The organism is Proteus genomosp. 6 (genome assembly GCF_040139785.1).
In the GTDB taxonomy this organism is placed as follows: Bacteria; Pseudomonadota; Gammaproteobacteria; order Enterobacterales; family Enterobacteriaceae; genus Proteus.
Genome location: NZ_JBEEVJ010000001.1, coordinates 496,877 through 511,393, shown reverse-complemented (window position 1 = coordinate 511,393; position 14,517 = coordinate 496,877). Strand labels below are relative to the sequence as shown.

General features: G+C 33.3%; 10 protein-coding genes. 8 read left to right on the top strand and 2 right to left on the bottom strand.

Annotated elements, in window-relative coordinates; translation table 11 throughout:
* Window positions 1-21: 21 nt before the first annotated feature.
* A complete protein-coding gene (locus ABN212_RS02205) occupies window positions 22-1,278 on the top strand; it encodes a Zn-dependent hydrolase (protein WP_196532201.1) in 1,257 nt (418 codons plus the stop codon).
* On the opposite strand, the gene ABN212_RS02200 is transcribed toward ABN212_RS02205, so the two are convergent.
* Both ABN212_RS02200 and ABN212_RS02195 read right to left on the bottom strand, forming a co-directional pair.
* Window positions 1,272-2,156, bottom strand: coding sequence for a helix-turn-helix domain-containing protein (locus ABN212_RS02200; protein ID WP_109373888.1), 885 nt, complete (start codon window positions 2,154-2,156; stop codon window positions 1,272-1,274). The genes ABN212_RS02205 and ABN212_RS02200 overlap by 7 nt on opposite strands.
* Before the next feature lie 274 nt (window positions 2,157-2,430).
* Window positions 2,431-3,627 carry an ROK family protein gene (locus ABN212_RS02195; RefSeq protein WP_349442803.1) on the bottom strand — a complete coding sequence of 399 codons (1,197 nt, stop codon included), beginning with the start codon at window positions 3,625-3,627 and terminating at the stop codon, window positions 2,431-2,433.
* Window positions 3,628-3,832: 205 nt separating this feature from the next.
* Between ABN212_RS02195 and ABN212_RS02190 the strand changes: the two genes are divergently transcribed.
* From ABN212_RS02190 to ABN212_RS02160, 7 genes are all read left to right on the top strand, one after another.
* On the top strand, window positions 3,833-4,651 hold the full coding sequence (locus tag ABN212_RS02190; protein WP_349442801.1) for a purine-nucleoside phosphorylase: 819 nt from the start codon (window positions 3,833-3,835) through the stop codon (window positions 4,649-4,651).
* Between the two features lie 84 nt (window positions 4,652-4,735).
* A complete protein-coding gene (locus tag ABN212_RS02185) occupies window positions 4,736-5,983 on the top strand; it encodes a nucleoside permease (protein ID WP_198632125.1) in 1,248 nt (415 codons plus the stop codon).
* Window positions 5,984-6,186: 203 nt separating this feature from the next.
* Window positions 6,187-7,596: a M10 family metallopeptidase C-terminal domain-containing protein gene (locus tag ABN212_RS02180; RefSeq protein WP_349442799.1), complete on the top strand. Its 1,410-nt coding sequence runs from the start codon at window positions 6,187-6,189 to the stop codon at window positions 7,594-7,596.
* A gap of 547 nt (window positions 7,597-8,143) precedes the next feature.
* Complete coding sequence (locus ABN212_RS02175; RefSeq protein ID WP_198619441.1) at window positions 8,144-9,562, top strand: serralysin family metalloprotease; 1,419 nt, start codon at window positions 8,144-8,146, stop codon at window positions 9,560-9,562.
* 167 nt (window positions 9,563-9,729) lie between these two features.
* A complete protein-coding gene (locus tag ABN212_RS02170) occupies window positions 9,730-11,469 on the top strand; it encodes a type I secretion system permease/ATPase (RefSeq protein WP_198626069.1) in 1,740 nt (579 codons plus the stop codon).
* 16 nt (window positions 11,470-11,485) lie between these two features.
* Complete coding sequence (locus ABN212_RS02165; protein ID WP_198619439.1) at window positions 11,486-12,811, top strand: HlyD family type I secretion periplasmic adaptor subunit; 1,326 nt, start codon at window positions 11,486-11,488, stop codon at window positions 12,809-12,811.
* On the top strand, window positions 12,811-14,163 hold the full coding sequence (locus ABN212_RS02160; protein WP_160230036.1) for a TolC family outer membrane protein: 1,353 nt from the start codon (window positions 12,811-12,813) through the stop codon (window positions 14,161-14,163). Before ABN212_RS02165 ends, ABN212_RS02160 begins: the two co-directional genes overlap by 1 nt.
* Window positions 14,164-14,517 lie beyond the last annotated feature (354 nt).

Genomic DNA, 14,517 nt, shown 5'->3' with positions numbered 1-14,517 from the left:
AAACCACGGGGGAATTCTCTTATGACTCAACAAGATACAGCAACTCATTATTCAATTGATGATATGAAAGCATTAATTGAAACAATGCAGATTTATAAAAAAGACAACAGTGGCAAAGGGATAACTCGTATTGCTTATGGCGAAGAAGATGAAGCCGCCCATCTGTACCTTGCTGGTTTAATGAAAGAAGCGGGTCTTGAAGTTTATCGTGATGGTATTGGTACACTTTACGCTCGTTTACCAGGTAAAGATCGTTCACTACCCGCAGTAGGTACAGGATCTCATCTTGATACAGTCCCTCAAGGCGGTGCTTATGATGGAGCTTTAGGTGTTATTGCAGGTTTTTATGCATTAATGCAATACAAACCACAACAACTTAAACGTGACCTTGAGCTTGTTGTTTTTCGTGCGGAAGAATCTAGCCGTTTTGGCTTTTCGTGTATTGGCAGTAAAGTATTAACAGGAAAAATAGATAAAGCTCGCTGGGAACAAAATAGAGATGATGACGGCAATAACTTCTTTGAAGTTTTAAAATCTTTAGGTTATCAGCATGATAATTTGGATAGTTGTTTAGTCAAAGCTGATCGTTATAGTGCCTTTGTTGAGCTTCATATTGAGCAAGGTAAACGCCTTGAGAATGACAAAAAAACTATTGGTATTGTCAATGGTATTGCGGCACCAACTCGTTTTTCAGTCACTGTTAATGGTCATGCGGATCACTCTGGTGCAACGCCTATGTATCAACGCCAAGATGCGTTAGTGGCAAGTGCAGGGATTATTACCGATATCAACCGTGCAGCATGCACTGAAGCAGTTTATGGCACTGTAGGTACAGTGGGTAAACTCAATGTTGTGCCGAACTCCATGAACGTCATTCCAGGACAAGTAAAATTCTCTGTTGATATTCGTGGTATTGATACTGAAAGTATTCAACGTGTTGTACAACGCCTAAATAATAGTGTGGAAAAAGCAGAAAAAGATTTTGGCGTCTCTATTGATGTTCAACCGATTTCTGCTGAATCGCCAGTCAAACTAGATGATTCAATTTGCCAAGTTATTGAAAGCTTGTGCCAGAAACACGATATCAGCTATATGACAATGCTAAGTGGTGCTGGCCATGACTCAATGAATATGGCGTCACTTTATCCAACTGCGATGATCTTTACACCTTCAGTTGCCGGTATTAGTCATCATCCTGATGAGTTTACCGAATTTAGTGATATTGCTGTCGCTGCAGATTTATTAGCAGAAACATTAGGCACATTAGCCAATCAATAATGACTGACTATTTGTTTTAGAAGGTTAATTGCATCATCTCCCTTGGTTGCTTTTAACCATAATTTATCAAAGAGGGATTGATATTGAAATATCGCCTCAGTTGAAGAGGTTACAGTAGCAATGCCCGTACTGACATTAGGAAATTCACCTAAACGGAACGGGCTAACGGCTAAAGAAAGAGGGACTTTGTCTTGATAAAATAATTGGAAAGTTAAAGACGGCATAGTATCTGAAATAATTGCAATATTAAGATAACTATTTTTTTGCTCTAACTTTTCAATTAAATGAAGAATTTCGTTTTTTGCTCGTTGTTTTCTTTCTTGTTGCAGTGTTTTAGTTAAATTAACCGAACCTAGCATGCCAACATAAAGAAATTTTTCAATTTGTTGCTGGCTAATAAGGTTATAAATATGGGGCGAATGTAAGGACTGATGTTTCTTACGCTCTTTTAAAATAGACAAAACTTCTTGTTGTTTTTCAGACAAAAGATTTAAAGGTGATGCCTCTGTTAGCATTTCAACCAATGTTTTGTCATAACAATCTGAAGTTAATAAGTAAGAGAAAGGTTCGAAGTGGGTATAAATATGTGAAGATTGACTTTCAAGTTGGCGCATTCGTTCAAAAAAGCCATTTGCACTTGAATAATATTCAGTATTAATACCCAACAAACTGGTTAACGAGGTATTTAATAATCTAGCAAGATTATCAAGTGTCTCAATTTTAACAATTTCGCCTTTTTCTAACCGATACACAGCAGCACGAGAAATACCCAAGCTTTCTGCTACATCTTCAGCTTTTAATGAAGAGGCTATGCGGTAAGCACGCAAGCGATAGCCAATGGCTTGATAATCTATTTTTTCTCTAGGTATGTAAGGCATATTTATAATTGGCTCCCAAATGCACAAAGTACCAGGGTAAAGTAACGGCACAATAATAAGATGTTAGTTCAGATAGTTTAAATTAAACCAAAAATAAAAAGAATCACCTTTCTCACAATGAGGTAAATAAAAAAAGTTTGCAGTAAAAAGTTAGTCTATATCAATAAACCTGTCTCCTAGCAGGTAACCTCACCAGGGTTAAAGCAGTAAAAACAAACAACAATAAAAAAACTAAAAGGCGATGTAATTGATATTACACCGCCTTTTTCATTATTTAATTAACTAAATGCTCTAATACCATAGCGCCAGCGCCTTGAGAAACGATTTCATAAGCGTGGCTTGCTGGATAAACTTCTGTTTTTATATTTGGGAAAAGAGCGAGTTTAGTTTCAATCGTTTTTTTGACGGTATCAAAAAACGTATATTTAGGTATTAATGTTCCGCCACAAACAACAATATCAGGTTGGAGCATTAAAATAGTATTTGCAATAGCAAGCCCATAGTAATAAGCCGCTTCTTCTAATGCATCAATACACAGAGGATCTCGCATTTCTATTGCTTGAAAAATCGTGTGATAGTTAATTTCATCATCGGTACTGACCAGAGAAGTTAATAAGGAGTGCTTTCCCCGCCTTATTTGATGAATAATACTATTTTTTATGGCGTCTAAAGAACACAATGTATTTAAACAACCATAAGAGCCACATTCACACAATAGCCCTTTTACATCAATCGTCATATGACCAAAACAATTCATCGTCGCTGAGGTATCAGTTAAAAACTGATTACCAATAATGGCGCATCCTCTTACTTCGGTATCACAAGAAGTAAATAAAAATCGTTGTGTTTTTTGGCGATAATATAAACGAAATTCAGCTAAAGCGGCAAAATGCACTCCACTTCCCACTGTGACGTAAGTAGGAATTTTTTTACATAATAACGCCTCTAATTCACTGAATTCTTCATCGAGGGATTTTGAAGCCAATTGATGTTCGACAACATGCTCAATAGAAATTCCTAACCCTAAAACTTTTTCATAGCTGATGTTATTTTTTAATAACAAGGCATCAATTTTAGGTAATAGCTTATCTGTCATCTCATATGCAGATAAGTAAGGTTCTGGCGATATTTTAATTTTATCCAACATATTAAGTTTCAGATCCATCAATACAATGGTTGAATAGACCTTACTTAATTCAATGCCGATTAAAAACACCCCTTCTGTATTGATATTATACAAAATAGGTTTTCGTCCCCCCGTTGATTCACCTAATTCTGCGGTTGTAATTAATTGAAGAGCATTTAACTCGTCCAGTAGTCGAGCACAAGTAGCAGGCTTCATTTGTGCCAATTCAGTGAGTGTTTCTGTTTTTATTGGGCCATTTTCTGCCACTAATTTATAAAGGCTTTTAAGTTTCAATGCTTTTGAAGTCTTAGAAGACTGAAGTTCTTTTAAATTTTTCAATAGCATAGCCATTTCCTTTATTAAATTATTTAGCCACTCAAAGAAGAATATCGCTATCTTACTGTAAAAAAAGCAATAGTTCCTTAATCAAAACAAACAACATGATCTTAATCTCAAAATGAGAAAAAGTAAGTTGTTCATTTCTGTGTATCAGGCAAAGTACTCTCAAGCACAATTAAAAATGTAATGACGATTTACATAGGAGAGAGTCATGCACCAGATTTCTGAAATTAATAAAGCAAAAGAATTTGTTCAATCTAAAACCACAGAAAAACCAACTATTGGGATCATTTTAGGATCAGGTTTAGGTCCTTTTGCCGATACATTAGAAGATGCCGTACATATTCCTTATCACACCATTCCACACTTTGCAGCATCAGGAGCTGTGGGGCATGCAAATGAATTAGTGATTGGAAAAATTGCAGGAAAAACAGTTGTTGCAATGAAAGGTCGTTTTCATTACTACGAAGGTGTATCGCTCGATGAAGTCACCTTTCCTGTTCGTGTAATGAAAGCATTGGGTGTTGAAAAGCTGATTATCACTAACGCATGTGGCGCTGTAAATACAGATTTTAATCCTGGTGATCTAATGCTAATTACGGATCATATTAATCTAACTGCAAATAACCCACTGATTGGGCCAAATAACCCTGAATTAGGTGTTCGTTTTCTAGATGTAAGTGAAGTTTATAACAAAGCTATGCGCCAAATTGTTATTGATATTGCCAAAGAGCAAGACATTACCTTACGTCAAGGTGTTTATGCATGGTGGACAGGGCCAACTTATGAAACCCCAGCAGAAATTCGCATGATAAGAACATTAGGTGCCGATGCCGTAGGCATGTCAACCGTTCCAGAAGCACTTATTGCTCACCATTCAGGTATTGATACCATTGGTATTTCATGCTTAACCAATATGGCTTGTGGCATTTTAGAACAGCCTCTTAGTCATGATGAAGTTATTGAAACCGCAGAACGTGTGAAATCTACCTTCTTAAAACTGATCAGTGAAGTGATCGCTCGCTTATAACTTTTTATCAATAAAAGAAAAAGTGGAGAATAGATAGCTGCCTATGCTCCACTAAAATCAATATCCCCAACAGTGGAGATTGTTATGGGTATAAAAATACAGCTCAAAGGCATGATGTTTATGCAATATTTTATCTGGGGAAGTTGGTTAATTACCCTAGGTGCATACATGATGCAAACATTAAACTTCACTGGGATTGAAGTTGGATTAGTTTATGGCTCTAAAGGCATTGCTGCTCTGATTATGCCTGGTTTATTAGGTATCATTGCCGATAAATTTATTCCTGCAAATCGCTTATATATCATTTGTCATCTTATTTGTGCTGTTGCTTTATTCTTTGCAGCATCAGTGACTGATCCAACAATCATGTTCTGGGTTATGTTCATTAATGCATTAGCATTTATGCCAACTATTGCGCTTTCAAATTCAATTGGTTATTTTTGCTTAAATAAACACAAGCTAGATTCTGTTGCTAATTTTCCCCCTATTCGTGTTTTCGGTACGATAGGTTTTATTATCGCCATGTGGTGTGTAAGTTTATTTAAATTAGAACTCAGCAACACTCAATTATATATTGCATCAGTAGCTTCTCTTTGTTTAGCTCTCTATTCATTTTGCTTACCTAAAATTCCAACAGCCCAGCATAAACAATCAACCTCTTGGGCATCTCGTTTGGGATTAGATGCCTTTGTTCTATTCAAAAAACCTATAATGGCAGTATTCTTTTTATTTGCCATGCTATTAGGTGCGGTACTTCAAATTACCAATACTTTTGGTAGTCCTTTTATTCATGATTTTGCTAAAAATCCTGAATTTGCTGATAGTTTAATTGTTCAATATCCATCAATTTTATTATCAGTATCACAAATGGCTGAAGTTGCCTTTATTTTAGCAATTCCTTTTTTCCTAAAACGCTTTGGTATTAAAAAAGTCATGTTAATTAGTATGATTGCATGGACTTTACGTTTCGGATTATTTGCCTATGGCGATCCATCTCCTTGGGGATTTGTATTGCTAATGCTTTCAATGATTGTTTATGGTTGTGCATTTGATTTCTTTAATATTTCAGGCTCTATCTATATTGAAAATGAAGTTAATCCTGAAATAAGAGCCAGTGCTCAAGGGTTATTTATGACCATGGTCAATGGTATTGGTGCATACGCAGGCTCTATTTTAAGTGGTATGGTCGTTGATCATTTTACAGTTAATGGAATGAAAGACTGGCAATCTATTTGGTTAATTTTTGCATCCTATACACTTATACTTGCTATTGTATTTATATTTGCATTTAAAGAAAATAAGGTGAGTAATTATAAAAAAGATTTTTCATAATTAACTTATATATTCCCTCTTTTAAATGATAATAAACCTTTATTGGTTTATTATCATTTTTACTTTTCTCAATATAAATATTATTAAATCGCCTCTCTTTTTTTAAATGAAATCCATTTTTAAAAGAAATTTAATATTAAGAAAAATAAAATAAGCATGCTTTAACATGGAAAATGTTTATAAAAAAAGGATATTTATATATTATGAATGCTATTCATCAAAATGACCCTTTAGAAAATAGTGATATTATCAATTTAATAAAGAGTTTTAAACCTCTACGCAGATGGAAAAAACAAGATCTTAATAGTGATTTTACTGAAGTAACATATAGTTTTCCTGACTGGAGCAATTTAAGGGGTGAAGAATATAAAACCATTACAACATTAAATCAATATCAACAAAATCTTGCCGAAAAAACATTACAACTATGGGCTGACATTGCCAATATTACATTCATTAAGAAAGACAATAAATATGATACTAATATTAAATTTGGTGTTTATAATAATATAAATGAACTAACGAAAGATAATTCTCATTTAGTCGCTGGTGTTGCAACATTCCCATTAAATAATATAGAGCCAGATAAAAAAATAGAAAAAATCACTGATTACAGTATAGGAGGACATGTTTGGATTAATATATCTTCAACTACACGTATAAAAAAATTCAATAAACATGAAATAACACCAGAGCAAAAAAATGAAATAGATTTATTTAAAGAAAAATCAGACAATATAAAATATTATTATATAGAAACAGATACTCATATTACTTTATATAAAAACAATAATGAAAATGGTCATATAAATAATCAACCTATAATATTACAAAAAGGAAATAAAGAAACTCAAACTTATATACATGAAACTGGACACGCTCTTGGTTTACCACATACCTTTAGAGTGAATGATCATAATAATCCTGATATTGAAGAAAATAGTTTTAAATATTCTATAATGTCATACCGCCACCCAAAAACAAAAGAAGCTGATTTTGTTGGATTATTTCCTATGTCTCCATTATTAATCGATATATATGTTATTCAAAAGTTCTATGGCGTAAATCTAACGACACGAACAGGTGATACTATTTATGGTTTTAATTCTAATACGCAAAGAGACTGTTATAGTTTAACTTCATCAGATGATGTCATTATTAGTTGTATTTGGGATGCCGATGGCTGTGATACTCTTGATTTTTCAAAATATAATTTTGAGCAGAAAATAGACCTTAACCAAGGTGCTTTCTCTGATGTAGGTGGGCTAAAAAGTAACATTTCTATTGCGTATGGAACAATAATTGAAAATGTAATAGGAGGAAAAAACAATGACCACATCATTGGTAATGAAGTAAACAACCACTTAATTGGTAATCAGGGTAATGATATTATTTATGGATATGATGGGGATGATAAAATTTTTGGCGGTAAAGGTAGTGATGCACTTTATGGTAACGAGGGCAATGATTTCATTAATGGAGAAGATGACTGCGATATAATTTCTGGAGGTAATGGACATAATACGCTGTTCGGAGGAAAGAATGCTGATATGTTTTTTTCGAAATTAGCAACAAGACAAATAGCCATAATAAAATTATGGATTATCATATAAATGAAGATTTCCTTATTTTTTTAGATGAAAACAAAATAAGCCTAAATATCAAGAAACTTATATCTCAAAATTCAATCTCGCTTAAGATGAGTTTTCAAGAAGAAGATAATTTAACAAAATTAGCAATAAAAACAAAAGAACAACTAGAAGTTCCAAATTTAACAATAGATATTGTTGGGAATTTCAGTTATGAAGATCTATTTTATTAATATAATTAATTACCTTAAAAAATAACGAAAAATTTATAAGGCTTGTATTTACCCAAGCCTTATAATAAGAGAATGAAATACATTATAAAATCATGACGGTATTATATAATAACATTAAAAAACATCTCTCTAGAGAAGATAACCTAAAATTTATTTACTTAGTAAAATTATTCTGACTTAAAACACACCTCACTTCACAATTATTTAAAAACTTATTTTTCCCCTCTAGATTAATATCAATAAATAGCTATCTTTATTATCGCTGGTGTTCGCCAGATAATTAAACTATTTTCAACATGAAAATAAACCTAACCTAAACTTGATATCCGGAGGATATTATGGGTTCTTCTTTATTAAAAAAAGCAGTAGGATTATCTAATGTTTCTGACTTATTAGATAAAAGTGGAATTTTTTATAATTTCTCAGCTAAGACTCTACCTTCTTTTGATTATGATACTGCTGGAAAACATATTGCACGCGAAAATTCCACATGGAATGGGAAATATGTTGTTGGACAAGCGGCAGAAGTGACATATTCATTCCCAACTTGGGCTGGTAAAAAGTTTAATGATTTTGGTGATAAAAATCCCTATGGATTTAATTCAGTACAAAAAGATCATGCAAGACAATCTTTAGATGCATGGTCTGATATTGCAAATATCAAATTTACCGAAGTAGCGCCAGGTGTAAAATCAGATATTACTTTTGGTAATATTACTGATCCAAACGGCACATTCCAAGCTTATGCGACGTTGCCAAATACCTATAGTTATGGACGTGATCTTTCAGGCCAAGCTTGGTTTAGTGATTATTATTATGCTGGTAATACAACACCTGAATTAGGTAATTATGGTCGTTTAACTATTATCCATGAAATTGGCCATGCACTTGGTCTAATGCATCCTGGCGATTATAACGCAGGGCAAAACGTACCTGGCTATTTAAAGTCTGACTACGCTGAAGATAGTCGCCAATATACTGTTATGAGTTATTGGGAAGAATATGAAACAGGTGCGCACTTCCAAGGTGCTTATGCAGGCGCTCCTTTACTTCATGATATTTCAGCAATGCAATATCTTTATGGCGCAAATACCACAACCAGAACAGGTGATGATGTTTATGGTTTTAACTCAAACACAGGTATTGATTATTACACTGCAACAAGCAGAAACGATAAATTAATATTCTCTGTTTGGGACAGTGCTGGTAACGATACTTTTGACTTCTCAGGATATTATCAAGATCAAGTTATTGATTTACGCGAGGGTCATTTCTCTGATGTTGGCGGACTACAGAAAAACGTTTCTATTGCACAAGGTGTGACAATAGAAAATGCAATCGGTGGCTCTGGTAATGATATTATCTACGGCAATGATGCTGATAATATTCTCATCGGCGGTGGCGGTAACGACATACTGTATGGTGGCGGTGGTCAAGATACATTATGGGGTGGTACAGGTAGCAATACCTTTGTTTATAAAGAGATCACTGACTCTCTGGTATCTGCCGCTGACAAGATAATGGACTTCAAATCAGGTATTGATAAGATTGATTTATCAGCATTAATCGAAAATACCTTTAGCCATAAACTCCTTAACTTTGTTGATAATTTTACAGGTCGCTCGGGTGAAGCAACCATTAAATATGATCAATCAACAAACTCAAGTGAACTTGCTATTAACGCTTATGGTTACAGCCCTGATTTCAAAATTGACATTGTAGGATTTGTTAATTACGAAACTGACTTTATTGTTTAATTTTTCATTGGGTAGGAGAGAGATATTTCTCCTACCTTTCTTTTACCTATAAGGAGTTATTTTTATATTATCTTATTAAAAAAAAGATAAATTGATCACTCCATATTGATAGAAGAAATGCAGTAAATAGCAATAAAACAGATAGGAATAAAATCAGGAATAACATTATGTCAGCAAGCAAAAAAAATAATGAAATAACAAATATTATAAAAGAAAGAAAGAAAGTATTTCTTTCCATTGGAATATTTACAGCCTTAATAAATATTTTAATGTTAGTTCCTTCTATTTATATGTTGCAAGTTTATGATCGAGTCTTACCATCAGGTAATGAAATGACTTTATTAATGCTAACACTCATTATGTTAGCATTATTTATTTTTATGGGAGGATTGGAATACTTAAGAAGCATTATTGTCATTAGAATGAGTAACAAACTTGATTTATCCTTAAGTTCAAGAATTTATACTGCTGCATATCAAGCAAAATTAAACAAAACGCCCAGTATTAATTCTTCTTTAGCATTTAATGACTTAGTGACTATTAGGCAATTTATTACAAGTCACGCCATTTTTGCTTTTTTTGATTTACCTTGGTTCCCAATCTATCTTCTCGTTATCGCATTATTTAATCCATGGTTAGGATTATTTGCATTATGTGGTGCGCTCGTTTTATTTTCTTTGGCTATTCTTAATGAATACTTGTCTCGATCATCATTAAAAAAAGCCAATGAGTTTGCTAATCAAGCTCAGGTAATACAAGGTCATCATTTTGAACATCCACAGCCTATTGAAGCAATGGGAATGCTAGGTTATTTACGTAACCAATGGCAAATTGCTCACTTTAAATATCTACAAGCACAAACTCATGCAAGTGATAATGCAGCAAGTATCAATGCAATAACAAAAGTCACCCGAATGGCACTGCAATCTTTAATGCTAGGATTAGGTGGATGGCTAGCAATAGATAATACAATTAGCCCAGGAATGATGATCGCAGGATCAATACTATTAGGTCGCGCTTTAGCGCCAATTGAACAAGTTATTGGTGTATGGAAAAACTGGGATAGTAGTAAAGAAGCTTATAAAAGGTTAACCACACTATTAAAAACGTATCCTGAAGAAAATAAAAAAATGGCGCTACCTGCTCCTAAAGGTGAATTAACAGTAAATATTAATCAAGCTCAATATCCTCAAACGGAACGCACACTATTAAATAATATTCATTTTTCGCTAAGCCCCAGCGATGTACTTGGCATTATTGGCCCGAGTGCTTCAGGAAAATCCTCTTTAGCTAAATTTATTGTTGGCATATGGGAAGTTAAAACGGGCGCCATACGCCTTGATAATGCAGATATATACCAATGGAATAAAAGTGAAGTTGGCCAATATATCGGATACCTTCCTCAAGAAATCGCCCTTTTCCCTGGCACGATTGCCGAAAATATTGCTCGCTTTTCTGAAATAGATCCTCAAAAAGTCACTCAAGCTGCAATGATGGCAAATGTTCATGAAATGATTTTACGTTTTCCTGATGGTTATGAAACCATTATTGGTGCTCATGGTGAAGGGTTGTCAGGAGGACAACGACAACGTATTGCGTTAGCTCGCGCATTATATGGTAACCCTGCTCTAGTCGTTTTAGATGAACCCAATTCTAATTTAGATGATTTGGGCATTAAAGCTCTAATGCAAGCAATTCAAACACTTAAGCAAAATAAAAAAACCGTTATACTAATCACGCATCAAAAACAATTACTCTCAGTGACCAATAAACTCTTGGTTCTTTTCGATGGTCACACAAAATTATTTGGCTCTACAACAGCTGTTGTTGCTGAGTTAAATAACTCATCAGTAATAAAGAGTACGCCAACACCAGCAACTACACCTATTACTCAAAGCAATATTTAATATTGAGAAGATTATTATGATCACAAAAAAAAATGAAATCGATATTGTTCATGGTATTTCAGATGATCCTAGAAAATTCTTAATAATAGGATGGTCAGTTATTCTTTTAGGTCTTGCTATTTTTATTTTTTGGGCTGCCTTTGCTCCTTTAGATAAAGGCGTATCTGCAAAAGGAAATGTTTCAATTTCAGGTAATAAAAAGAGTGTTCAAGCTTCCGTAGAAGGTATTATCACTGACATTTTAGTGAAGAATGGTGATAACGTAATCGAAGGCCAAACGCTTATTCAATTAAGCCCTATTCAATCGAAAGCTTTAGTCAAATCTTTATCTGATCAATATGATAATTTACTGATTACTCAACAACGCTTATATGCTCAATTAAATGAAAAAACAGAGTTTATCTTAGATCCCAATGAAAAATATTATTCTCCTTCAGAGAATTTAAATAAATTATCTCTACTGCAAAATAAACTACTTAATGAAAAGTATATTGAATTGCATAGTGAGATAAATGGCTATAAAGCTATTATTGATGGTATCTCTAATCGTTTAGTTCATTTAAAAAGATCTACGTTAAATAAACAACATCAAATTGATAGCTTAAAAATTCAAATCAAAGATTTATATACTCTTGCTAATGAGGGCTATATTCCCCGTCATCGTTATCAAGAAATTGAGCGTGAACTTGCTGAAAATAATAACCACCTTAATGATACATATGGACAAATAAGTACATTAGAAAAACAAAAATTGGAATATCAACAAAAAATATTGCAACGTAATGCTAATTTTTACCAATCGGCACGTACTGAACTTAACCAAGTTCAATTACAAATAAGTGAAACAGAAAAACAACTTATCATTGAAATAGATAAACTAAAAAAGATGCAAATTACTGCCCCAATTTCGGGAATAGTAATGGATTTATCTGTTTTTACCCAAGGTGGCGTTGTAAGAACAGGTCAAACATTAATGGAAGTTGTTCCTCAAGATCATCAATTAATTATTGAGGCACGTTTAGCACCTCACCTTATTGATAAAGTTACCCTTGGTCTTCCTGTTGATTTAATGTTTAGTGCATTCAATCAAAATACAACACCTAAAATTCCTGGAGAGGTAACATTAATTTCAGCTGATAGACTTATTGATGAAAGAACAACAGAACCTTATTACCAAGTATTTATTAATGTTAAAGATAATGCTCTTCTTACAGACAATAAAAATAAATTAAAGGCTGGAATGCCAGTTGATGTATTTATTAATACAGGCGATCGCTCATTACTAAATTATCTCTTCAAGCCTGTTTTAGATAGGATCCATACTTCATTAACGGAAGAATAATGATGCAAATAAAAAAACTCTCAACCATTTTATTTATATGGATGCTAAGTTTTCACGCTTTGGCGATCAATTTATCTGATCTTTATTTCTTAGCAGTAAAAAATGACCCTACGTTTAATGCTGCGATTAAAGAACAGGTTGCGGGTAAAGAGTATGAAAATATTGGATTATCTCAATTACTCCCAAGCGTACATGTAAACTATCAAAACAACCCACGAAATTGGCAACGAAAAGTTTATCCTATTAATACGAATCAAGGGGAAATGGAAAGAACAGAATATCAAAATTATCAAAGCCATTCTATCAGTGCAATTATTAGCCAACCACTCTTTGATTACACTGCATTTAGTGATTATAAATCATCGGTAATAAAAACATTATTATCAGACAGCCGTTATCAAGTAAAATTTTCCGAGCTAGTGATCAGATTAGTAGATAATTATATAGAATTGGCTTATGCACAGGATAAATTATTATTAAACCTTTCACAGCAAGAGATTTATAAAAAACAGCTAACATCAAGTCAGCGTTTATTCGAATTAGGTGAAGGAACAAAAACAGATATTTCAGAGATCCAAACGCGATTATATTTAACTCAATCTCAATATACAGATATTCAGCTTGAATTAGATAATGCTAAAAATAAACTAAGTTCAATGATTGGCACGCCACTACCTTATGCAGAACATATAGCAAAATTAAGCAGTAATCGCTTTATATTACAACCTATCACACCCAATAATTACGAGTCATGGGAAAATGAGGTTATGCAAAGCAACCTCAATATTCAAACAGCTCGTTATGAAATGGCAATAGCAAAACAAGAAGTAGAGAAAAATCGAGGTGAATTTTTCCCAACAGTACAACTCTATGCCTCTTACTCTAATAGTGATTCCGATAGTAATAATACTGTAAATCAAAAATATCAATCAGCGAATGTTGGTTTTTATGTCAGTTTGCCTTTATTTAATGGTGGAAAAACAACAGCTTCGATGCGTCAATCTACTGCATTGTATCAAATGAGTGCTTTTGAAAGAGATTCAATTATCCAACAAATCACGCAAGAACTACGTCATCAATACCAAATATGTACAACGAGTAATATTAAATTGAATGCTTATGAGCAGTCCGTTTCCTCTGCTAAATTACAATTAGATGCGACTCAAAAAAGTTATATTGGTGGGCAGAGGACAATGGTTGATGTTCTTAATGCTGAAGAATTATTATATCGCGCTCAACAGGATTTGATTAAAGCTAAATATGATTATATTCAGGCTTGGACATTATTACATCAATACACTAATACATTAGATATTGAAAAAATAAAATTAATTGAAGGTTATTTTCAATAGAGTTGTTAAATTGTTTAATAAGAGATATGAATATAATTATAAAAGTCCTAGATCATGGAATAGATATAGGACTTTTAGTTATAAGCAATAGTTAATCACTTATTTTAGCTAGCGGGTATCATCACTTCTTTTTAGTACCGTACAACGTTAATACACGGTGAGTAAGAGCAATTGATGCTAGACCGATAAAACATTCAGCTAGGAAAATCAGCATAAATTACCCCCATTCATAAGTACATTTTGTTTGGGCGGGGGTTCTGATAAAGTAAAGTGACTTGTCATATAGTGCTTAGCTAACTCCGATTTAATGGACACATTTTAAACCTACCATTAAAACTAAAAAGAGCAAAATAT

What these genes read in the sequence shown, in the direction of transcription:
- ABN212_RS02205 (WP_196532201.1), top strand. Translation starts at nt 22, where the DNA reads ATGACTCAACAAGATACAGCAACTCATTATTCAATTGATGATATGAAA.
- ABN212_RS02200 (WP_109373888.1), bottom strand. Translation starts at nt 2,156, where the DNA reads ATGCCTTACATACCTAGAGAAAAAATAGATTATCAAGCCATTGGCTAT.
- ABN212_RS02195 (WP_349442803.1), bottom strand. Translation starts at nt 3,627, where the DNA reads ATGCTATTGAAAAATTTAAAAGAACTTCAGTCTTCTAAGACTTCAAAA.
- ABN212_RS02190 (WP_349442801.1), top strand. Translation starts at nt 3,833, where the DNA reads ATGCACCAGATTTCTGAAATTAATAAAGCAAAAGAATTTGTTCAATCT.
- ABN212_RS02185 (WP_198632125.1), top strand. Translation starts at nt 4,736, where the DNA reads ATGGGTATAAAAATACAGCTCAAAGGCATGATGTTTATGCAATATTTT.
- ABN212_RS02180 (WP_349442799.1), top strand. Translation starts at nt 6,187, where the DNA reads ATGAATGCTATTCATCAAAATGACCCTTTAGAAAATAGTGATATTATC.
- ABN212_RS02175 (WP_198619441.1), top strand. Translation starts at nt 8,144, where the DNA reads ATGGGTTCTTCTTTATTAAAAAAAGCAGTAGGATTATCTAATGTTTCT.
- ABN212_RS02170 (WP_198626069.1), top strand. Translation starts at nt 9,730, where the DNA reads ATGTCAGCAAGCAAAAAAAATAATGAAATAACAAATATTATAAAAGAA.
- ABN212_RS02165 (WP_198619439.1), top strand. Translation starts at nt 11,486, where the DNA reads ATGATCACAAAAAAAAATGAAATCGATATTGTTCATGGTATTTCAGAT.
- ABN212_RS02160 (WP_160230036.1), top strand. Translation starts at nt 12,811, where the DNA reads ATGATGCAAATAAAAAAACTCTCAACCATTTTATTTATATGGATGCTA.